Below are 20,498 nucleotides of genomic sequence, written 5' to 3' on the forward strand. Positions count from 1 at the left end.
GAATGCAATTGAGCCATACCATAACAGTCATCGGACTCGGTGCAGGGGATTTAGATCAGATCCCTTTGGGTGTATATAAACTGTTGAAAAACGAACATCATCTATTCCTCCGTACAAAGGAACATCCTGTCGTGAAGGAATTGGAATCGGAAGGGATGACCTATACATCCTTCGATTCCGTATACGAAAAGCACGAGCGCTTTGAAGCGGTATACGAGGAGATCGTTCAGGAGCTTGTGGCCGCTTCCAAGGAGCATTCAGTCCTGTATGCGGTTCCGGGACATCCCCTTGTAGCGGAGAAGACCGTCCAGCTGCTCCTTGAGCTCCAAGACAATGGAGAAGCGGAGGTCGTGATCGGAGGGGGACAAAGCTTCCTGGATGCCCTGTTTGCTTCCGTCGGCGCCGATCCCATCGATGGCTTCCAGCTTCTTGACGGGACGAGCCTAAGCGTCCACGATATCCAGATGACCCAACAACTCATCATCGGTCAGGTGTACGACGGCTTCATCGCGTCGGAAGTGAAACTGACACTCATGGAGCTCTATCCATATGATTTCGAAGTCATGCTGGTAACGGCGGCTGGCAGCTCAGATGAGAAAGTGGAGCGACTCCCTCTCGTCGAGCTTGATCGTGTTGCACAGCTGAGCAATCTTACGAGCCTGTATGTACCTGCAGTAAAAGATCGCTCACAGCGATACAAGCAGTACAGCGCCCTGAGGGAGATCATTTCGACTTTGAGGGGACCGGACGGCTGTCCATGGGACCGGGAGCAGACCCATCAGTCACTGAAGAAATATCTGATTGAAGAAACATATGAGCTCTTGGAAGCGATTGATGAGGATGATATCGATCATATGGTTGAAGAATTGGGTGACGTCCTCCTCCAGGTCCTCCTTCATGCCCAGATCGGGGAAGATGAAGGCATGTTCAATATGGAGGAAGTAATGGAAGGACTATCATCCAAAATGGTTCGCCGGCATCCTCACGTATTCGGTGATGTCGAGGTCGGGGATTCGGCAGAAGTGAAAGCGAACTGGGCAGAGATCAAGAAGCAGGAGAAAGGCGGACAGAGTCAGCCACCGCTTCTAAAAGGTGTCGCCAAAGGAGCACCTGCTCTTATGAAGGCCTATGAATATCAGAAAAAGGCAGCAGGTGTCGGCTTTGATTGGGACAACGTCAAAGGTGCCTGGGAAAAAGTGTGGGAAGAACTGAAGGAATTTGAACAGGAAGCCGAGAATGGAAGTGAACAGGACCGGAAGCAGGAATTCGGTGACGTCCTATTCGCCCTCGTGAATGTATCAAGATTTTACCGCATTCACCCTGAAGAGGCCCTGTCCATGACCAATTCAAAGTTCTATCGTCGCTTCTCCCACGTGGAAGAGCGCGTGAACCAATCTGGAAAACCATTCGAAGATCATTCCCTTGAAGAGCTGGATGCATTTTGGGATGAAGCGAAGAATGAATCACATTAATGGCTGTAAAGCCGTAAAAGGAGAGAATGAGAATGGCAACCACCATGAGGCTGGATAAGTTTTTGAAGGTATCACGTTTGATCAAACGGAGGACCCTCGCCAAAGAAGTGGCCGACCAGGGGAGGATCTCCATCAATGGGACCCAGGCCAAAGCAAGCTCCAATGTAAAAGTCGGGGATGAGCTCAGTGTGAGGTTTGGGCAAAAGGTCATGAGGGTAAAGATTGAAAGGCTTTTGGAGACGACTAAGAAAGAAGAAGCAAGCGGCCTGTATACGGTCCTGTCTGAAGAAAGGGTCAACCAGGAGGAAGAGTGACCCCTGTTTTGGTTCTAATTCCATCATCCACACCATAACATGGTACAAAGCTTGTACTATGGGATGTGAGGGATGAAGATGAATCAATATCATGATGGCAATAAAGAAAAGGCAGTCTTTCAGGAACACGATGTCATGATGAGGGGACGCAAACTCCTCGATATCACGGGAGTCAAGCAGGTTGAGAGCTTTGATAATGAAGAGTTCCTCCTTGAGACGGTCATGGGTTTTTTATCCGTCCGTGGACAGAACCTTCAGATGAAGAACCTCGATGTGGATAAGGGGATCGTCTCGATCAAAGGGAAGGTGTTCGACCTCGTCTATCTTGATGAACAAAGCGGGGAGAAAGCTAAAGGTTTCTTTAGCAAGCTGTTTCGATGACACTCACCACCCAATTCTATACGATGCTCTCCATGATCGGCATGGGGGCATTATTCGGGGCGTCCCTGGACACGTACCATCGATTTCTTAACAGGAGCCAGCGGAAGCGCTGGTTCGTCTTTATCAATGATGTCATGTTCTGGGTCCTGCAGGCTCTCGCCATGTTCTACATTTTATTCGTCGTCAACTTCGGAGAGATCAGGGTGTACATATTCGTGGCCCTGCTCTGCGGATTCGCAGCGTATCAGGCGCTTTTCAAGACGTTGTATACAAATCTGCTGGAGAAGCTCATCCTCTTCACGATCTCCTTTTACCGCTTCTTGGTGAAGATATGGCAAAAGCTCATCTATTCACCGGTGAAATGGATCATTTTTATGATCCTGGCAGTGGTTCTCTGGATACTGAAAACGGTATATGCCGTCATCCGATTCGTATTCAGGACAGCATGGCGGATCGTATACGGGGTACTGAAGGTCGCATTGGCTCCGATCTGGTGGATATTTCGAACAATTTGGAAACTATTGCCGAACCATCTTACAAAAAGAGTCGATAAGTTATATAATAAAATGGCAGGAATTATGAAGTCCAATGGCAAAAAAGTATATACATGGATCCGGAAATGGACCATTAAAAAAAATAAAAAATGACCGCATCGGGGAAAGGGAGGTTTGGAAATGGGAAGAAACGTCACTCCGATGGAGAATGAATATGTCCGCCAGCAGGAAAACAAACATAAAGCATCCTCTAAAAGAAAAAAACGTTTAGTCCGCCGTCTTTCCGTGTTCTTCGTCTTAGCAATCGCCATCACAGGATTTATGGTCTCGACGCTCATTTCCAGGGCTCAGGTGCTTGAAGACAAGAAAGCAGAAAAGGTGCAGCTGGAGAAAAACCTTGACGCACTGAAGGAAAAACAAACGGCATTGGAAGAAGAAATCGTGAAGTTGAATGATGATGATTATATCGCCAAACTGGCCAGGCGTGATTATTTCCTATCGGATAATGGAGAGATTATCTTTAATATCCCTGAATCTGGAAAGGATAAAGAGAACTAAAGGAGAGGTGTCTTATTGACACTCTTTTTTTTAATTGGCTATAATATAGAGTAGGTTTATCTAACATTCTAAGGAGGAGCATTTCTTTTATGTCAATTGAAGTAGGCAGCAAGTTACAGGGTAAGGTAACAGGAATTACAAATTTCGGAGCGTTCGTGGAATTAGCAGAAGGTACGACAGGTCTGGTTCACATCAGTGAAGTAGCCGACAATTATGTCAAAGACATCAACGAGCACCTTAAAGTTGGAGACGAAGTGACAGTTAAGGTTATCAACGTTGAGAAAGATGGAAAGATCGGCTTGTCCATCCGTAAAGCTAAAGAACAACCACAACGCCCACAGCGCCCGCAACGTCCTCAACGCCCACGCAACAACAAACCGGCTGACACCCGTACGAAGGAAAACTTCGAACAAAAGATGGCGCGCTTCTTGAAAGACAGCGAAGACCGCTTATCTTCATTGAAAAAAAATACAGAGTCTCGCCGTGGTGGAAGGGGAGCGAAAAAAGGATAACTTGCTGTCTATTAATCCATATAGCAGGTCCTCATGCAGATGCATTCAATGAATGTATCTGTTTTTTTATTGTTTTTCATACAGGTGCATACAAAAAAGGACCACTTCGATTGAAGTGGTCCTTCTGTATGATGACCCGTACGGGATTCGAACCCGTGTTACCGCCGTGAAAGGGCGGTGTCTTAACCGCTTGACCAACGGGCCTCAAAGATATGGTAGCGGCGGAGGGGATCGAACCCCCGACCTCACGGGTATGAACCGTACGCTCTAGCCAGCTGAGCTACACCGCCATTTAGTGGCCTTTAAGGCACAAAAACTATAATACCCACAAAGAAATGCAAAGTCAATACTATTTCATAAATAATTTGTCAAAACGCGGTTGAGCCTGATAGGAGTTGGATTTGAGGATGAAAAGGGAAAAATCACCGATTTATTTTCTGAATATTTTACCACTTCGTCCGGAAACACGTCGAAACTTTTTGGGTATACATTCCCTCATTCTGACAAAGTTCTGAGCATGTCCCATTTATACTAGTAAAAAAAGTTATGGGGAGTGTTTGTTACATGGGGAAAGCTGATCAAACAATCATCGAACCTGTTCAGAACGTAGACATCGAACAAACGAGGGTCGAGATGTCCAAAGGGATCAAATCGATTTATTCGAAGCTGGAGTGGCTCTTCATTGAAAAGGGACTGGCTCTGTTTGTGATCGGCTTTTTACTTGGGAGAGCCTTGATCCTCTCTCATCTTACACCATTTGCCCTGCCGTTCTTTGCAGCTGTCTATCTTGTCCGAAGGGAAAAATCGCCCATCGCGCTCATGGGGCTGCTGGCCGGAGCTGTCACCTTATCCTTCTCCAGTATCAGTTATACGTTCGCAACGGCGATAATATTCCTCCTTGCGTTCCGGCTGACGCAAAAATTCCACCAGAATGATATGAAGATCGTATCCTTTTACGTTCTCTTTTCCGTCGCTTTCGTCAAGCTCGGCTTTGATTACGTCCAGCAGGGGCAGGTGCTCACCCTCTATAACGGGGTCATGGCTCTCATCGAAGCGTTCCTTGCTTTCCTCCTTACCTATATCTTCATCCAAAGCGTCCCGTTCGTCACCGTTCAAAGGAGAAGGAGGTCCCTGAAGACGGAGGAAGTCGTCAGCCTGATCATCCTTCTTGCGTCCATCATGACCGGAACGATCGGATGGGCTTTCCAGGGGCTTTCTGTGGAGCATATCCTTTCCCGGTATCTTGTCCTTCTATTCTCCTTTGTTGCAGGAGCGACAGTAGGCTCTACGGTTGGCGTCGTCACAGGGCTTGTATTCAGCCTGGCCAGCGTGGCAAGCTTTCAACAAATGAGCCTCCTTGCATTTGCGGGCCTTCTCGGAGGCTTGATGAAGGAAGGGAAGAAATTCGGTGCTGCCATCGGGTTGCTCATTGCCACCCTGCTTATGGGGATGTACGGGGATAACAGTATGGTACTGACGACCACCCTTTATGAGTCGGGGGTGGCGATCGTGCTTTTATTTCTTACGCCCCAGAGCCTGGTCAAGCGAATCGCCAAGCACATACCGGGTACGGCCGAGTACCATCAGGAGCAGCAGGGCTATATGCGCAAGGTGCGGGACGTGACGGCAAGCCGCGTCACGCAGTTCTCCTCTGTCTTCCAGGCGCTATCGAATAGCTTTCAGCAGGTGGAAGAGAAGATGAAAATGGAAGAAGTCGAGGATAAAGAGTTTGACTATTTCCTCAGCAATGTCACGGAGAAGACGTGCCAGACCTGCTTCAAGAAGGATCAGTGCTGGGCGAGGAATTTTGATAAAACCTACAATATGATGAAAGAGGTCATGACTGAATACGACCAGGGCAGGGTACCCCTGTCTTCCCGATTATCACGAGAGGTGGAGAAGCACTGTACAAGGGAGAAAAAGCTGAAAGAAACCATTTATCAGGAGTTGACGTTCTATCAGGCCAATCTGAAGCTGAAGAAGCAGGTGCAGGAAAGCAGGAAGCTCGTGGCCGATCAGCTTCTCGGCGTCTCGGAAGTCATGGGCAACTTTGCGAAAGAAATCCAGCGGGAGAGGGAGAACCATTATCTGCAGGAAGAGCAGATCCTTGCGAGCATCGGCGAGTTCGGTATTGAAATCGATCATATTGAAATCTATAACCTTGAACAGGGCAACGTCGATATCGATATGGTGATCCCGTACTCTGGGGGGCACGGTGAAGGGGAAAAGTTGATTGCACCGATGCTGTCGGATATCCTTGGTGAAAACATCGTCGTCCAAAAAGAGGACTGTTCCCAATTCCCTAATGGACAGTGCCATGTCACCTTCCAATCAGCGAAGAAATTCGTAGTGGACACAGGTGTGTCCCATGCAGCCAAAGGGGGAGGTCTGGTCTCGGGAGACAGCTATTCCATGATCGAGCTCGGCAGGGGGAAATATGCCGTGGCCATAAGCGATGGGATGGGCAATGGGGAACGGGCACATTATGAAAGCAATGAGACCCTGAGACTGCTTAAGAAGATCCTCGAGTCGGGGATTGAAGAGCAGGTGGCCATCAAGTCGATCAACTCGATTCTGTCACTGCGGACCAATGACGAGATCTTCTCCACCCTGGACCTGGCCATGATCGACCTTCAGAACGCTTCGTCCCGTTTCCTTAAGATCGGTTCGACACCGAGCTTCATCAAAAGGAATGACCAGATCATGAAGATCGAAGCGAGCAACCTTCCCATGGGGATGCTGCAGCAGGACTTCGATGTGGATGTCGTCTCCGAGCAGTTGAAGGCGGGAGACCTTTTGATCATGATGAGCGACGGGGCATTTGAAGGACCGAAGCACGTAGAGAACTATGACGTATGGATGAAACGGAAGATTAAAGAACTACAGACGGATGATCCTCAGGAAGTGGCCGATCTCCTCATGGAAGAAGTCATCCGGTCGAGCTCGGGTATGATCGATGACGACATGACGATCGTGGTCTCCACGATCAAACATAATATTCCGAAATGGTCATCGATCCCGATCCAGAAGAGCAGGCAGAAGAAGCAGATCTCCTGAGAAAGGTTCACGGAACCGCCATAAAAAGAGAAGAAAGTAGTTCACTAGAGTATAAATCCCTCTCCATTCGGCGATGCTGATAGCAACTATGAAGGAGGAGGAGACTCTTATGAAAGCAGGTACACTTCGTCAGATTCTATTGATCACGGATGGATGCTCCAATCAGGGGGAAGACCCCATTGCCATGGCCGCGTTAGCAAAGGAACAGGGGATCTCCGTCAATGTCATCGGCGTCATGGACAATGACGTCATCGATCAAAATGGAATGGTGGAGATCGAGGGCATCGCTCTATCAGGAGGAGGGGTCAGTCAGGTCGTTTATGCCCAGCAACTTTCCCAAACCGTCCAGATGGTCACGCGGAAGGCGATGACCCAGACGCTCCAGGGTGTCATCAATAAAGAGCTGAAGTCGATCCTCGGGAAATCGGCCTCCATGGAGGAGCTCCCACCGGAACAGCGAGGAGAAGTGATGGAAGTAGTGGATGAACTGGGTGAATCGGTGGATATGGAAGTGTTGATCCTTGTCGATACGTCTGCAAGCATGAAGCACAAGCTTCCCACTGTGAAGGAAGCGCTATTGGACCTGTCCCTCAGCTTGAATGCCAGAATGGGAGATAACAAATTTTCCGTTTTCGTATTTCCCGGGAAACGACAGGATGTCGAAAAATTGCTGGACTGGACCCCGCGTCTTGAAACCTTATCAAGTATATTCTCGAAGCTTTCCCCGGGAGGCATCACTCCGACGGGGCCGGCGATTTCAGAGGCCATCACCCACTTCAAGAAAAAACGTTCACTAAGGGGACTGCTCTCTCGTGGCGATGATGAACAATACTTCGAAGAAACCATTTAATCTTCCGCCCGGTACGACCATAACGGGGAAATGGCATGGGGCTTCTTATACCATCATGAAAGAGCTGGGATACGGGGCCAATGGCATCGTGTATCTGGTAAGGGACGGGCAGGGCTACCAGGCCCTCAAGATGAGCGATAATAATGTCACCATCACATCCGAGGTGAACGTACTCAAAGCGTTCTCGAAACTCCAGGGTACCCCGCTTGGCCCCGGGCTCATGGATGTGGATGATTGGGAATACAGGGGGAAGAAGATCCCTTTTTATACAATGGAGTACATCCAGGGACCTACGCTTCTCTCCTTCGTACAGGGGAAGGGGTTCTCCTGGACGGGTGTCCTCGTCGCCCAGCTCCTTGCCGACCTGGAGCGGATCCACCAAGCAGGGTGGGTGTTCGGAGATCTTAAGCCTGAGAACCTGATCGTCACAGGTGCGCCCCACCGGATCAGGTGCATCGATGTGGGGGGCACGACCATCCAGGGACGTGCCATCAAGGAATTCACGGAGTTCTTCGATCGGGGCTACTGGATCGGGGGGTCCCGCCGGGCGGAACCAAGCTATGATCTGTTCGCCGTCGGGATGATCCTGATCAATCTTGCTTATCCAAACCGATTCTCCAAACGCGAGAACGGACAGCTTCAGCAGCTGAAGATGGCGGTGGAGGGAACAGATAGCTTGAGGAAATACCGGGGGACGATCTTCGGGGCGCTGGAGGGGACCTTTTCTTCCGCACAGGAGATGAGAGAAGACCTTCTAAGAGGCATATCCCGCTCAGCGAATCACGGACCGGCAAAGAAGCATTCGCACAAGCCTGCATCTACCAGGAAGACGCCACAGGCACCGCCGAAGAAGCCTGCTAAACAATCAAAGGCAAGCAGGTCCTTGGAGACCGTCCTCATCATCCTCATTGTGGGGATGATCTACTTCCTCTACATCTACGGGGAACTGTTGTAGCGTCTCCCGTGAGTTTCCACGGGGATACTGATACAATATAAGGAAAACGGTTGGAAAGAGGATTGCTATGCTAGAACAGACATCCCGGGAATTCATTCAAAGGCATCGATTGCTCGAAAAAGGAGACCGGCTCGTCGTTGCCGTTTCCGGAGGTCCCGATTCCCTGGCCCTTATCCATTTCCTTCATGCTCTCCGTGACGAACTCGACGTGGAGGTGGCTTGTGCCCATGTCGATCATATGTTCAGGGGCCGGGAATCGTATGAAGATCTTTTGTTCGTCGAAGGGTTCTGCAAGGAGCGGGACATCCCCTTTTTTGGTGAGCGCATCAATATCCCGGAAATGATGGAGACGGAAAAAGGCAGCCTGCAGGAGATGGCGAGAAAGGTCCGCTATGGGTATCTCCGACAGGTTATGGATAGATACGGAGGCAATAAACTCGCTCTTGGGCATCACGGGGACGACCAGGTCGAGACCATCCTGATGAAGTGGACGCGTGGAGCGGGGGGCAAAGGACGTGCCGGCATTCCGTTCAAACGGCCCTTCTCAATAGGGGAGATCATCCGGCCGTTCCTTCCTGTGACCAAGGAAGAGATCTTGGATTACTGCGAGCGGGAGCATCTTTTCCCGAGGATCGACCCAAGCAACAGCAAGGATACATATACGAGGAACCGATTCCGTTCCAGGGTGCTGCCCTTCTTAAAGGAAGAGAATCCGCACGTCCATCGGAATTTCCAACAATTCAGTGAAGAATCATTGGAAGATGAAGAGTTTTTGGAGGAATTGACTAGGGTAAAGTTGAATAAGGTATGGAAGGTGGAGGAGGATTTTTCCACTCTTGATATCAAACGCTTTCTCCAGATGGCTCAGCCTTTACAAAGAAGAGCGATTAATCTAATATTAAACTATCTTTATAAACTTAAACCCGCTTCTTTATCGTCTATACATATTTACGATGTATTACGTCTGTTAAAGGGGGAGAATCCCAATGCACAATTGGATTTACCCTCGGGGCTTAAGGTTACAAAGGCTTATCAGACATGTTATTTTCACTTCGGGAACCTTTCCGGAGGTCCATACTATTTTGAACTGGAAATCCATTCATCGATCATCCTTCCCACCGGCATCCGGATCTCGCTTATGCCCTCAATGGGGTATGTACAGGATGACGGGGGTGAAACGATCCATCTGAACAGGGATGGAGTCACCCTTCCGTTGATTGTACGCACGAGGGAATCCGGGGATCGCATGAAGGTGAAAGGGATGGAGGGCTCGAAGAAGCTCAAGACCCTTTTCATCGATGAAAAAATCCCTTTGCATCTTCGGGACCGGTGGCCGGTCGTCACTGATTCTGAAGGCAGGATCCTTTGGGTTCCCGGATTAAGGAAGTCCGTTTACGATACGGGAGAGGGACGCGAGGATAGTTTAGTGTTACAAGTCAAGAGCAATCATCTTCTAGGAGGCAGTTGAACATTGTTAAATCAGGATATTGAAAAGGTACTTATTTCAGAAGAAGAACTTCAAGAAAAGATCAAAGCGCTGGGTGCTGAACTGACGGATGCCTATCAAGATAAGTTTCCGCTGGCAATCGGTGTACTGAAAGGCGCGATGCCATTCATGGCGGATCTGTGCAAGCGCATCGATGCCCATATGGAAATGGACTTCATGGATGTGTCCAGCTACGGCAGCTCCACTGTCTCTTCAGGAGAGGTGAAGATCGTCAAAGACCTCGATACGAAAGTGGAAGGGCGCGACATCCTGATTATCGAAGATATCATCGACAGCGGCTTGACGCTGAGCTATCTTGTCGAACTGTTCCGCTACCGTAAGGCAAAATCAATCAGCATCGTCACTCTGCTTGATAAGCCAACGGGACGCAAAGCAGATATCAAGGCAGATTATGTAGGCTTCATCGTACCGGATGAATTCGTTGTCGGCTACGGCCTTGATTATGCGGAAAGATACCGTAACCTCCCTTACATCGGAGTACTGAAACCAGCGGTGTATACAACAGGGGAATAACGTCCATCTTAAGAAGAGTCTTCGCAAGTGCAATTTGTTGTAATGCCATGATTTACTATGATACTATTTTACGTAGTTTGTTTACCGTGGGAGGAGGTAAGGGATGAAACGGATCTTTTCTAACACCATATTCTATTTACTTGTATTTTTACTGATCATAGGTGTGGTGAGTTTTTTCAACAACAACAACGAACCAACCAAAACGATCGATTACAGTACGTTTATTAATAAGTTGGAAGACAATCAAGTCAAATCATTCTCCGTCCAGCCTTCAAGGGGCGTTTATGAACTGAAGGGGCAGATGAGGGATGCTAAGAAAGACGAGTACTTCGTGACTCACATCCTGTCTACCGATGGAAAGCTCATGGATCGGATCAACGACGCCGCCAGTGGCACAACTGGTGAAGATGCCCTTAAGAAGGTAGACGTCGAAATCCTGGAAGCGAAAGAAACCAACGGGTGGATTTCCGTCTTTACGACGATCATCCCATTCGTCATCATCTTCATTCTCTTCTTCTTCTTGCTCAATCAGGCTCAGGGCGGTGGAAGCCGTGTCATGAACTTCGGTAAGAGCAAAGCCAAGCTTTACAGCGAAGAGAAGAAAAAAGTCCGCTTCAAGGATGTTGCCGGAGCAGACGAAGAGAAACAGGAACTTGTGGAAGTCGTAGAATTCCTCAAGGATCCACGTAAGTTCTCTGAAATCGGTGCACGCATTCCAAAGGGTGTCCTTCTTGTAGGACCTCCTGGTACCGGTAAAACCTTGCTGGCCCGTGCGGTTGCCGGGGAAGCAGGCGTTCCGTTCTTCTCCATCAGTGGTTCGGACTTCGTGGAAATGTTTGTAGGGGTCGGTGCATCCCGTGTACGTGACCTGTTCGAAAATGCGAAGAAAAATGCTCCATGTATCATCTTCATCGATGAGATCGATGCTGTCGGTCGTCAACGTGGTGCAGGACTCGGCGGAGGTCACGATGAACGTGAGCAGACGTTGAACCAGCTCCTTGTTGAAATGGACGGATTCGGTGCCAACGAAGGAATCATCATCGTGGCTGCAACGAACCGACCTGATATCCTTGACCCTGCATTGCTTCGTCCAGGACGTTTCGACCGTCAGATCACAGTCGACCGCCCGGATGTGAACGGTCGTGAAGCGGTACTGAACGTGCATGCGAAGAACAAGCCGCTTGATGATTCAGTTGATATGAAAGCCATTGCCCAAAGGACACCTGGTTTCTCTGGTGCCGATCTTGAGAACCTCCTCAACGAAGCTGCCCTTGTGGCCGCCCGTGAAGATAAGAAAAAGATCGACATGCGCGACATCGACGAAGCAACGGACCGTGTCATTGCCGGACCTGCCAAGAAGAGCCGTGTCATTTCAGAGAAGGAACGCAAGATCGTTGCCTTCCACGAAGCAGGTCATACCGTCATCGGCTGTGTCCTAGATGAAGCCGATATGGTTCATAAAGTGACCATCGTACCTCGTGGTCAGGCTGGTGGATACGCAGTCATGCTTCCTAAGGAAGATCGTTACTTCATGACGAAGCCGGAACTCCTTGATAAAATCACAGGACTCCTTGGTGGGCGAGTAGCGGAAGAGGTCATCTTCGGAGAAGTTTCGACCGGTGCCCATAATGACTTCCAGCGCGCCACAGGCATTGCCCGCAAAATGGTGACGGAATATGGAATGAGTGAAAAACTCGGACCGCTTCAATTCGGTCAGCAACAAGGCGGTCAGGTGTTCCTTGGACGTGACATCAACAGCGAGCAAAATTATTCAGACGCCATTGCTCATGATATCGATCTTGAAATGCAGCGCTTCATCAATGAAAGCTATGCGCGTGCAAAAACGATCCTTACTGAGAATCGCGACAAACTGGAACTCATCGCTAAGACATTGCTTGAAGTCGAGACTCTTGATGCCGCTCAGATTAAGAACCTAATGGATCACGGTAAACTTCCAGAGCGTGTATATGAATCCGACGTCGAAACAAGCGACGTGAAAGTGAACATCCAGAAAAAGAATGATGAACCGGTAAGTGGAGACTCCTCAAACAGAGACGATACAGACCGCGTATAATAATGGTTGGACTTCCGACCAAATGAAAATCCGAACGGCACTCGTAGCCGTTCGGATTTTTTTGGTTTTTTGTGAGAAGTCTGTGAGATGGGAGTAGGCAGAAAGAGCGATTCCTTTGAGAACCTCCAATGTGTTCCCCCTGTTGGCAAAGCGGTTGGTCACGCCTGCTCACGTTGGGTACGATACCGGTGCTTTACAATTCCAAGCCCTCCCTTGCGAAACATCCGGTCCGTTCAACCCATCAAGACGTGTACAGCGCTTGTCGGTTATCTCTCATTCAGTTCAACCCAGTCGCCTCCCCAAACGGATTATGGTATGATGTTGGCAGTGTGAAAACAATGACCGAGTAGGTGAAAATTGTGATTTTTGTAATGGATGTTGGAAATACGAACATTGTGTTCGGTGTATATGAAAATGACGAATTGAAGTATCACTGGAGAGCCGAGACGAATCGCCATAAGACCGAGGATGAATTTGGCATGCTTGTAAAGAATTTGTTTGAGCATGCGAAGCTATCCTTTGATGATATTGATGGTATTATTATATCCTCCGTTGTTCCTCCCATCATGTTCAGTCTTGAAAGGATGTGCGTGAAGTACTTCCATATCACGCCCCTTGTTGTAGGACCTGGAATCAAGACGGGCTTGAATATCAAATATGATAATCCCAAGGAAGTCGGAGCCGACCGTATCGTCAATGCCGTAGCAGGTATTTATGAATACGGAGGGCCACTGATCATCGTGGACTTTGGTACAGCTACCACTTACTGCTATGTGAATGAAGACAAGCAGTATATGGGCGGTGCCATTGCCCCTGGGATCGGGATCTCGACGGAAGCACTCTATTCAAAGGCTGCGAAATTGCCGCGGATTGAAATTGCACGTCCGGAGAATATTATTGGAAAGAATACTGTCACTGCCATGCAAGCCGGAATTTTATACGGATATGTGGGACAAGTGGAAGGCATCGTACGCCGTATGAAAGAACAAAGTACTCAGGAGCCGACCGTCATCGCCACCGGCGGGTTGGCGACGTTGATTTCGAAAGAATCGACAGTCATCGATGTGGTCGATCCATTCCTGACGCTGAAAGGCTTGAAGCTGATTTATAAACGCAACATTAACGGATAAGGAAGGAGCTTTTATATGAGCGACTATTTAGTAAAAGCGTTGGCCTATGATGGTCAAGTAAGGGCATATGCCGTCAAAAGTACAGAAACCGTAGGAGAAGCACAGCGACGCCACAATACATGGCCGACTGCTTCTGCAGCCCTAGGGCGTTCCATGAGTGCAGGTCTCATGATGGGGGCCATGCTCAAAGGTGAGAACAAACTTACAATAAAAGTGGAAGGTGGCGGACCAATCGGTGCCATCATCGTCGATAGCAATGCAAATGGTGAGGTAAGGGGATATGTCACCAACCCCCATGTCCACTTCGACCTGAATGAACATGGTAAATTGGATGTGCGTCGTGCTGTTGGGACAGAAGGTACCCTTTCTGTTGTAAAAGATATCGGCATGAGGGATAACTTCTCCGGACAGGTGCCGATCGTTTCAGGCGAACTCGGAGAAGACTTCACCTACTATTTTGTGACCAGTGAACAGGTTCCTTCTTCTGTCGGAGTCGGCGTACTTGTGAACCCTGACAATACGATCCTGGCATCAGGAGGCTTCATCCTTCAGCTTCTTCCTGGAGCAGAAGATGAGACGATCACGAAGATCGAGGAGCGCCTAGGGAAAATCGAGCCGATTTCAAAGCTCATCCAACGCGGCCTTTCGCCTGAACAGATATTGGACGAGGTTCTGGGCGAGGACAATGTGAAGGTCCTTGAAACCATGCCTGTCAATTTCCAATGTCAATGTTCGAAGGAGCGGTTCGGTGATGCGATCATCAGCCTTGGTGAAGAGGAAATCAAAGATATGATCCAAGAAGACGGCATGGCCGAAGCCAAATGTCACTTCTGTAACGAAACGTATATCTTCTCTGAAAAAGAACTGAAAGAGCTTCAGCTGCAAGCAAAATAATACGATCTCAGGCCGGGGAGAATGGATGATGAGAATTAAACGTTCCGTCCTATTGACGGTGATCGGACTTTTATTGGCTACAAATATCCTGACGCTCATCTTCTCCGGAAAAGGGGAAGGGAAGAATACAGAGAGCGTGGCAAGCATCGACGGGAAGGATATCACCCGGGAGGAGTGGCTCCATTCTCTTGAAGACAAGTATGGAAAAGAGGAGCTGAAGGCGCTCATCAACCGGAAGGTGATGGATCGCCTGGCCCTGAAATACGATATTTCCGTCTCTCAAAAGGAGATCGATCGGGAATTCGCCATGATCCAGTCCGCTTATAATGTCCTCGATGAAGGCAATCTCCAGGACGAGAAAGACATCAAGTCCCAGATCAAAGCGGATCTCCTCTTGGAAAAGCTCCTCACAAAAGACGTGGAGATTTCCGATAAGGAACTGAAGAAGTATTATGAACAGAATGAACGCTTATACACCATTCCGAAAATGGTGAAGTTGAAGCAGATCCAAGTGCCGGATCAGTCTGAGGCCGACCAGATACTCAAGGAACTGAAAGATGGTTCGAGCTTTGAAGCGTTGGCCATGGAAAAATCCACTGATCAAAAGACTGCCCCCCTTGGGGGAGATCTCGGCTATATCCCTGACGATGGAAACATCCTGACCCAGGAAGCGAAAGCAGAGGTCAACACCCTGTCCAAGGGAGAGTGGAGCAAACCTGTTCCGTCTGATGACGGATACCTCATTTATTTTGTGGAGGATACAATCAAGAAGAATCACTATTCCTTCAAACAGGTGAAAGAGCAAATCAGGCGGAAGATCGCTCTTGAGCAGGTTGAATCCCCCATGCGGGCGGAATCCTTTTGGGATGAGCTCGATGTGGATTGGTACTATGGAAAAGACCAAACCAAATAGACATGTTGATGGGTCACCGATTGTATATCGGTGGCCTTTTTTTATTGGAACGGAAGCGTGATTCTAAAAGAATTCAAAGAAAGCGGCTCTATACTCAAGATGAGATCAATACATGGAGGGAAAACAAATGCCAAAAATGAATCCGAAATGGGTGGCCCTTTGTTCGGCTGCTGTAGGAAGCATTTATCTCTCGGGAATGGGCATCAGCCACCTGAACGAGGAGCAGAGTCCGGTCATTCAAAATCAGCAGGTTCAAGCGGGGAACGTCGAGAAAGACGATACACCTCAGGTGAAGGCCGTTCAACCGGAGACCCGCCGTATGTATGAAGATGGAACATTCTCCGGACAGGCTTCGAATCGGATCGGGGCCGTCACGGTAGCCGTCACCATTCAGAACGACCAGATCACAAATGTCGACATAACAGACGTGAATACCCACTATTCCTCGTCTTATATAAATGACCTGCCAAGTGAAGTGGTGTCAAAACAAAGCTACGATGTGGACAATGTCTCCGGTGCCACCCTCAGCACGGAAGATTTCAGGAATGCAGTACAGTTCGCATTGGAAAAGGCTAAAGCATAGGAAGGTGGATAAGATGGAAAGGCAACTCCAGATCAAGTCAAAAATCTACATGGACACTGTCGTTACGCTGAAGGTATCGACTATCCTCCCTCAGGAGCATGTGGAGGAGAAGATGAATAAGGCGTATACATTCTTCAAGCTTATAGAAGAGCGGTGCAGTCGGTTCGATCCAGACAGTGAACTGAAGCAGCTGAGTGGTACCTGTCATGAGTGGGTGGAAGTGAGTGATCTGTTGTTCCAGCTCTTGCATTTCTCATTGAAAATGGCGGAACAGACCGATGGGGCATTTGACCCTGCTATAGGAAGCTCCCTCGCTGCAGCCGGATTTCATACGAACTACTTGACTCGCGAGGCGGTAGTCTTGAATGAGCGTGCCCGTGGAGCAGATTACCGACATATCCATCTCAATCGCAGGACCAGGAGCGTGCGGCTTACAGAACCTATGGATCTTGACCTGGGGGCAGTAGCCAAGGGGCTGGCCATCGACCTTGCCGCAAGGGAACTAAACGGGTTCGAGGGTTTCGTCGTTGAGGCAGGGGGAGACCTTTTTGTAAAAGGGGAGAAAGCTGATGGGCTACCATGGGAAATCGGCATTCAGCATCCCTTTGACCCCGAAAGCCTGATCGGGATGTGGCCGTTTAAAAATCAGGCGATTTGTACTTCGGGTGGATATGAGAGGAAGAGCCCGATACAGAATGGCAGCCATCACCTGATCGACCCGAGGAAACAGACATCTCCTCGTGAGGTTGTCAGCGTTACCGTGACAGGATCACACGCCATGCTGGCGGATGCAGTCTCCACTTCCATCTTCATCATGGGATGGCAGAAAGGTTTGGAGCTTGCCCGGTCAACGGGGTGTGAAGCCATGATCATGACGCGTGATCAACACATTCACACGTCAAAAGGATTCGGAGGTGGAACGAAATGAAATCATCCTATAAGAATCGCGAAATCCCATCCTATGAACTGTCAAAGGCTTTGAGAGAAGCAGCACCTGCAGTAAGGAGGGAGCGTTCGGAGAAACACACAGAATCAAGGTGGAAAAGTCGATTGAAGACACCGAAGATGACGCTCCTCTTCCTGCTCGCCATCCTTTTCTTTATTGCCGAGTGGTTCCAACCGCCGCTTCTTGGATTCATGCACGTCCTATTGGCGGTGATTCCATCTCTGGCGGTCGATTTGATCATATCAATCAAACAAGAGAGGAAAAAAATCAACCTGGAGTCGGCCTTCATCACGGGACTGATTATGGCCATGGTCCTCAGCTCTTCAACGGCTTGGTATGTGACACCTGTTCTATCAGCCATCGCCGCGTTGTCCAAGCATGTGCTGGTGAACGGGAGAAAGCCGATATTTAATCCGGCTGCAACCGGGTTGTTCATCGGGCTCCTCGTCTTTTCCACAGGGGAAAGCGGGTGGGGCGGCCTTGCGCTTTCGCCCGTCCCTTTCCTAGCGGTATTGGTGGCGGCAGGTTATTACCTTACAAATAAAATAAATAAATTCCCCATCGTTTTCAGCTTTTTAGGCTCCCATTTTTTAGTCTTCCTCGTCTTTTCCATCATGGGCAGGGGAGCCCCGGAAGTGTATTCAACACCTTTCATCCAGTCGGCGCTGTTTTTCGGATTTTTCATGGCGACAGATCCGCCTACATCTCCCGGGAAAACAAGGGATCAGATTGTGTTCGGTGTCCTGATTGGAATCATCAGCGCCCTGATGTACGTCCTCTTCGAAGGGCTTTCCTACTTATTGGTAGGATTGCTGACGGCAAATCTATGGAAATATGCATTGGATAAAATGAGGGCAAAGAAAAAACAAAGCAGTAAGAGAGGGGTTTAACCATGGAAAATGAATGGTACGATGTGACAATTATAGGAGGAGGTCCAGTCGGGCTTTTCTCAGCATTTTACGCCGGAATGAGGGAAATGAAGGTGAAGATCATCGAGAGCCTTCCTGAGCTGGGGGGCCAGCTCGCTTCCTTGTATCCTGAAAAAGACATTTATGATATTGCGGGCTTTCCTTCCATTCCTGCAGGTGAGCTTGTGGAGCAGCTTAAGAAGCAGGCCCTGCAGTTCGACACTGAAGTGGTCCTTGGACAGGAGGTAAAGGAAATAGTCAAAAGGAAGGATAATCTTTTCAGGCTCTGCACCCATACAGGGGAGGAACATCTTTCACGAACTGTAATCATCACGGCGGGCAGGGGGGCATTCCAGCCGAGAAAGCTTGAAGGGGGAGAGAGATTCGAAGGAAGGAATCTGCACTATCATATCCCTGATCTCATGAGATTCAAAGGGAAGAGGGTCTTATTATCCGGGGGAGGGGACTCTGCAGTGGATTGGGCCAATTTGCTCGACCGCCATGCCTCCAGTGTCTTACTTGTGCATAGACGGGATTCTTTCAGGGCGCATGAGCATAGCGTCGACAAACTGATGAAATCCGGTGTAGAAGTACTGACCCCCTATGCAATCAGTGGACTTGCAGGAGATGAGAAGATAGAATCCGTAACCCTTGACCATCTCCGCGGGGAAACAGGACGCTCGGAAAAAGTCGATGAAGTGGTGGTCAACCATGGGGTCATGGCCTCTCTTGGACCGGTGAAGCAGTGGGGCCTTGAACTTGATCGCAATGCTATTGTCGTGAATACCCGTATGGAAACGTCCATACCGGGTATATATGCAGCGGGTGATATTGCTACCTATCCAGGGAAGGTGAAGCTCATTGCCACAGGATTCGGGGAAGGACCGACGGCGGTGAATCACGCCAAGGCATTCGTTGATTCAGGAGCCAACATTCAGCCAAAGCATAGTACATCACTATTTTCGAAGTAAAGACAAGAGGAGGATACCAAATGTATACCAAAGTGGACAAAGAGACGTGCATTGCCTGCGGAGCTTGTGGAAGCTGTGCTCCGGACATTTTCAGGTACGATGATGAAGGACTGTCAGAGGTGTATCTTGATGGGGATGAGAACAGGGGCATCACCAAGATCCCCTTTTCACTTCATGAGGATCTTGAAGATGCGGAAGCCGGATGCCCGACTGACTCCATCCTGGTATCTGCACATGAGTTCTAAATGTCAGTTCTTACGGATGGGAAAAGAAAGAATGATGGTCGTTCCTTTACCGGGACGGCTTTCGATTTTTATGGAACCGGAATGGATGTCGGTGATCCACTTGGCGATGGAAAGACCGAGTCCCGTACCTTCCACGCCCCGGGATCGTGCCTGATCGCCCCTGTAAAATCGGTCGAATACATGAGGCAGGTCGTCAGGAGAAATCCCGATCCCGGTATCTTTAATCTCAGTTCGCACCTTTCCTCCTTCTTTCGCGGTGCAGATTTCGACACTTCCGCCTGCAGGTGTATATTTTACCGCGTTATTCAGAAGGATGATAAACAGTTGATACAGGCGTTCTTCATCTCCCAGTACCTGTAGCCCGGAAGGCGGGGCGGCAATGAGTTTGATCCCTTTCAAGTTGGCCACTTCCTTGAACGCAAGGACGGCTTTATCCAATGGTTCATCGATGATGATAGACTCCCCGATGAGTTCTGCCTGGTCGGTATCTGAGCGGGCCAAGGTCAAGAGGTCTGCCACCATCTTAGACATATAGCGGGTTTCTTGGATCGTTGAAGAAATCCGTTCGATTTCATCTTCGACCGTGTGATCGGGATAGCGGAATAAATGTTCAAGGTTCAGCTGCATGACCGACAGCGGGGTGCGGAGTTCATGGGAGGCATCTGCAACGAACCGCGTTTGTTTATCCCAAGCGTTTTTAACGGGCTGAAGGGCCCGGTTCGCGAGGAAGTATCCGGCCAGTATACTGAAGATGGTTCCGGCAGCGCTGATCCAGATCATAACAAAGAGTAGATGCTCCAGCATTTCCTGCTCCTGGTGCATGCGGTAGATGAATTGGATGGTGTAGGAGGATTTTCCGTCCCCGAAGGCATCGCTCTGTATGTTTTTGGTGAGCACTCTGAAGGTTTCCCCGTCTGTACGATAGCGCGCAATCCCGCTTTTTAAGTTGGAACGATCTAGAGAGGAGATGTCTGCTTCTTCTGTGGGTGTTACGGCACTAGAATAGACCATGTTCGTTCCACTCCGCACCACTGTAAGGATGTCGGAAGCTTCGGATTCTTCAGGTGATCGTTCTTCCATGAGGGAGGAAGGATGTTCTTTGAACTGGTGTTCTGCACGGCGCAGTTCGTTATCGACCTGTTTGTTTAATCGGTGTCCGGTATAAAAGTAAACGCTGATGGAAAATCCGTTCAGGAGAATCAAAAGCACGATGGTATTCAA

21 protein-coding genes and 2 tRNA genes are annotated in these 20,498 nt (G+C 49.1%); 20 read left to right on the top strand and 3 right to left on the bottom strand.

The genetic code is table 11. The annotated features are described in order from the left end of the window. Positions 1-2: 2 nt before the first annotated feature. The 6 genes from yabN to K6T23_RS00395 all read left to right on the top strand — a co-directional run bounded on the left by yabN (position 3) and on the right by K6T23_RS00395 (position 3,731). Entirely contained in the window at positions 3-1,472 is a 1,470-nt protein-coding gene (gene yabN / locus K6T23_RS00370) for a bifunctional methyltransferase/pyrophosphohydrolase YabN (protein ID WP_238283379.1), read from the top strand. Positions 1,473-1,516: 44 nt separating this feature from the next. Continuing rightward, on the top strand, positions 1,517-1,786 hold the full coding sequence (locus K6T23_RS00375; RefSeq protein ID WP_048014352.1) for an RNA-binding S4 domain-containing protein: 270 nt from the start codon (positions 1,517-1,519) through the stop codon (positions 1,784-1,786). A gap of 78 nt (positions 1,787-1,864) precedes the next feature. Continuing rightward, on the top strand, positions 1,865-2,167 hold the full coding sequence (gene yabP, locus K6T23_RS00380; protein WP_048007754.1) for a sporulation protein YabP: 303 nt from the start codon (positions 1,865-1,867) through the stop codon (positions 2,165-2,167). After that, on the top strand, positions 2,164-2,814 hold the full coding sequence (gene yabQ / locus K6T23_RS00385) for a spore cortex biosynthesis protein YabQ (protein ID WP_238283380.1): 651 nt from the start codon (positions 2,164-2,166) through the stop codon (positions 2,812-2,814). Before yabP ends, yabQ begins: the two co-directional genes overlap by 4 nt. A gap of 27 nt (positions 2,815-2,841) precedes the next feature. Then, the gene (locus K6T23_RS00390; RefSeq protein WP_053429990.1) at positions 2,842-3,219 is read left to right on the top strand and encodes an FtsB family cell division protein; all 378 of its coding nucleotides are present in this window, start codon (positions 2,842-2,844) and stop codon (positions 3,217-3,219) included. An 89-nt stretch (positions 3,220-3,308) separates the two neighbouring features. Next, a complete protein-coding gene (locus tag K6T23_RS00395) occupies positions 3,309-3,731 on the top strand; it encodes a S1 domain-containing RNA-binding protein (RefSeq protein ID WP_238283381.1) in 423 nt (140 codons plus the stop codon). Between the two features lie 132 nt (positions 3,732-3,863). Here K6T23_RS00395 and K6T23_RS00400 read toward each other — a convergent pair. Both K6T23_RS00400 and K6T23_RS00405 read right to left on the bottom strand, forming a co-directional pair. Further along, positions 3,864-3,935, bottom strand: a tRNA-Glu gene (locus K6T23_RS00400). A gap of 9 nt (positions 3,936-3,944) precedes the next feature. Then, a tRNA-Met gene (locus K6T23_RS00405) sits at positions 3,945-4,021 on the bottom strand. Positions 4,022-4,295: 274 nt separating this feature from the next. Between K6T23_RS00405 and spoIIE the strand changes: the two genes are divergently transcribed. From spoIIE to K6T23_RS00475, 14 genes are all read left to right on the top strand, one after another. Beyond that, on the top strand, positions 4,296-6,788 hold the full coding sequence (gene spoIIE / locus K6T23_RS00410; RefSeq protein WP_056541688.1) for a stage II sporulation protein E: 2,493 nt from the start codon (positions 4,296-4,298) through the stop codon (positions 6,786-6,788). An 88-nt stretch (positions 6,789-6,876) separates the two neighbouring features. Beyond that, on the top strand, positions 6,877-7,638 hold the full coding sequence (locus tag K6T23_RS00415; protein ID WP_079513602.1) for a VWA domain-containing protein: 762 nt from the start codon (positions 6,877-6,879) through the stop codon (positions 7,636-7,638). Further along, complete coding sequence (locus K6T23_RS00420; RefSeq protein ID WP_238283382.1) at positions 7,607-8,593, top strand: protein kinase domain-containing protein; 987 nt, start codon at positions 7,607-7,609, stop codon at positions 8,591-8,593. The genes K6T23_RS00415 and K6T23_RS00420 overlap by 32 nt, the downstream gene beginning before the upstream one ends. A gap of 67 nt (positions 8,594-8,660) precedes the next feature. Then, positions 8,661-10,061 carry a tRNA lysidine(34) synthetase TilS gene (gene tilS, locus K6T23_RS00425; protein ID WP_238283383.1) on the top strand — a complete coding sequence of 467 codons (1,401 nt, stop codon included), beginning with the start codon at positions 8,661-8,663 and terminating at the stop codon, positions 10,059-10,061. Positions 10,062-10,064: 3 nt separating this feature from the next. Beyond that, positions 10,065-10,613: a hypoxanthine phosphoribosyltransferase gene (hpt, locus tag K6T23_RS00430; protein ID WP_048007735.1), complete on the top strand. Its 549-nt coding sequence runs from the start codon at positions 10,065-10,067 to the stop codon at positions 10,611-10,613. 103 nt (positions 10,614-10,716) lie between these two features. Further along, positions 10,717-12,687, top strand: coding sequence for an ATP-dependent zinc metalloprotease FtsH (gene ftsH, locus K6T23_RS00435; protein WP_056541694.1), 1,971 nt, complete (start codon positions 10,717-10,719; stop codon positions 12,685-12,687). Positions 12,688-13,046: 359 nt separating this feature from the next. Next, the gene (locus K6T23_RS00440; RefSeq protein WP_053429984.1) at positions 13,047-13,817 is read left to right on the top strand and encodes a type III pantothenate kinase; all 771 of its coding nucleotides are present in this window, start codon (positions 13,047-13,049) and stop codon (positions 13,815-13,817) included. Positions 13,818-13,832: 15 nt separating this feature from the next. Further along, positions 13,833-14,711, top strand: a complete 879-nt coding sequence (gene hslO / locus K6T23_RS00445) for an Hsp33 family molecular chaperone HslO (RefSeq protein WP_238283384.1) — start codon at positions 13,833-13,835, stop codon at positions 14,709-14,711. A 25-nt stretch (positions 14,712-14,736) separates the two neighbouring features. After that, the gene (locus K6T23_RS00450; protein ID WP_238283385.1) at positions 14,737-15,624 is read left to right on the top strand and encodes a peptidyl-prolyl cis-trans isomerase; all 888 of its coding nucleotides are present in this window, start codon (positions 14,737-14,739) and stop codon (positions 15,622-15,624) included. A 127-nt stretch (positions 15,625-15,751) separates the two neighbouring features. Beyond that, positions 15,752-16,207 carry an FMN-binding protein gene (locus tag K6T23_RS00455; RefSeq protein WP_056541703.1) on the top strand — a complete coding sequence of 152 codons (456 nt, stop codon included), beginning with the start codon at positions 15,752-15,754 and terminating at the stop codon, positions 16,205-16,207. Between the two features lie 13 nt (positions 16,208-16,220). Then, on the top strand, positions 16,221-17,135 hold the full coding sequence (locus K6T23_RS00460; RefSeq protein ID WP_238283386.1) for an FAD:protein FMN transferase: 915 nt from the start codon (positions 16,221-16,223) through the stop codon (positions 17,133-17,135). Beyond that, positions 17,132-18,043, top strand: coding sequence for an RnfABCDGE type electron transport complex subunit D (locus K6T23_RS00465; RefSeq protein WP_238283387.1), 912 nt, complete (start codon positions 17,132-17,134; stop codon positions 18,041-18,043). Before K6T23_RS00460 ends, K6T23_RS00465 begins: the two co-directional genes overlap by 4 nt. Before the next feature lie 2 nt (positions 18,044-18,045). Then, a complete protein-coding gene (locus K6T23_RS00470; protein ID WP_238283388.1) occupies positions 18,046-19,032 on the top strand; it encodes an NAD(P)/FAD-dependent oxidoreductase in 987 nt (328 codons plus the stop codon). A gap of 20 nt (positions 19,033-19,052) precedes the next feature. Next, positions 19,053-19,277 carry a ferredoxin gene (locus tag K6T23_RS00475; protein ID WP_056541716.1) on the top strand — a complete coding sequence of 75 codons (225 nt, stop codon included), beginning with the start codon at positions 19,053-19,055 and terminating at the stop codon, positions 19,275-19,277. A 3-nt stretch (positions 19,278-19,280) separates the two neighbouring features. On the opposite strand, the gene K6T23_RS00480 is transcribed toward K6T23_RS00475, so the two are convergent. Then, positions 19,281-20,498, bottom strand: coding sequence for a sensor histidine kinase (locus K6T23_RS00480; RefSeq protein ID WP_238283389.1), 1,218 nt, complete (start codon positions 20,496-20,498; stop codon positions 19,281-19,283).

This window comes from Rossellomorea marisflavi, assembly GCF_022170785.1.
GTDB classification, from domain to species: Bacteria; Bacillota; Bacilli; order Bacillales; family Bacillaceae_B; genus Rossellomorea; species Rossellomorea marisflavi_B.

What these genes read in the sequence shown, in the direction of transcription:
- yabN (WP_238283379.1), top strand. Translation starts at nt 3, where the DNA reads ATGCAATTGAGCCATACCATAACAGTCATCGGACTCGGTGCAGGGGAT.
- K6T23_RS00375 (WP_048014352.1), top strand. Translation starts at nt 1,517, where the DNA reads ATGAGGCTGGATAAGTTTTTGAAGGTATCACGTTTGATCAAACGGAGG.
- yabP (WP_048007754.1), top strand. Translation starts at nt 1,865, where the DNA reads ATGAATCAATATCATGATGGCAATAAAGAAAAGGCAGTCTTTCAGGAA.
- yabQ (WP_238283380.1), top strand. Translation starts at nt 2,164, where the DNA reads ATGACACTCACCACCCAATTCTATACGATGCTCTCCATGATCGGCATG.
- K6T23_RS00390 (WP_053429990.1), top strand. Translation starts at nt 2,842, where the DNA reads ATGGGAAGAAACGTCACTCCGATGGAGAATGAATATGTCCGCCAGCAG.
- K6T23_RS00395 (WP_238283381.1), top strand. Translation starts at nt 3,309, where the DNA reads ATGTCAATTGAAGTAGGCAGCAAGTTACAGGGTAAGGTAACAGGAATT.
- spoIIE (WP_056541688.1), top strand. Translation starts at nt 4,296, where the DNA reads ATGGGGAAAGCTGATCAAACAATCATCGAACCTGTTCAGAACGTAGAC.
- K6T23_RS00415 (WP_079513602.1), top strand. Translation starts at nt 6,877, where the DNA reads ATGAAGGAGGAGGAGACTCTTATGAAAGCAGGTACACTTCGTCAGATT.
- K6T23_RS00420 (WP_238283382.1), top strand. Translation starts at nt 7,607, where the DNA reads ATGATGAACAATACTTCGAAGAAACCATTTAATCTTCCGCCCGGTACG.
- tilS (WP_238283383.1), top strand. Translation starts at nt 8,661, where the DNA reads ATGCTAGAACAGACATCCCGGGAATTCATTCAAAGGCATCGATTGCTC.
- ftsH (WP_056541694.1), top strand. Translation starts at nt 10,717, where the DNA reads ATGAAACGGATCTTTTCTAACACCATATTCTATTTACTTGTATTTTTA.
- hslO (WP_238283384.1), top strand. Translation starts at nt 13,833, where the DNA reads ATGAGCGACTATTTAGTAAAAGCGTTGGCCTATGATGGTCAAGTAAGG.
- K6T23_RS00450 (WP_238283385.1), top strand. Translation starts at nt 14,737, where the DNA reads ATGATGAGAATTAAACGTTCCGTCCTATTGACGGTGATCGGACTTTTA.
- K6T23_RS00455 (WP_056541703.1), top strand. Translation starts at nt 15,752, where the DNA reads ATGCCAAAAATGAATCCGAAATGGGTGGCCCTTTGTTCGGCTGCTGTA.
- K6T23_RS00460 (WP_238283386.1), top strand. Translation starts at nt 16,221, where the DNA reads ATGGAAAGGCAACTCCAGATCAAGTCAAAAATCTACATGGACACTGTC.
- K6T23_RS00465 (WP_238283387.1), top strand. Translation starts at nt 17,132, where the DNA reads ATGAAATCATCCTATAAGAATCGCGAAATCCCATCCTATGAACTGTCA.
- K6T23_RS00470 (WP_238283388.1), top strand. Translation starts at nt 18,046, where the DNA reads ATGGAAAATGAATGGTACGATGTGACAATTATAGGAGGAGGTCCAGTC.
- K6T23_RS00475 (WP_056541716.1), top strand. Translation starts at nt 19,053, where the DNA reads ATGTATACCAAAGTGGACAAAGAGACGTGCATTGCCTGCGGAGCTTGT.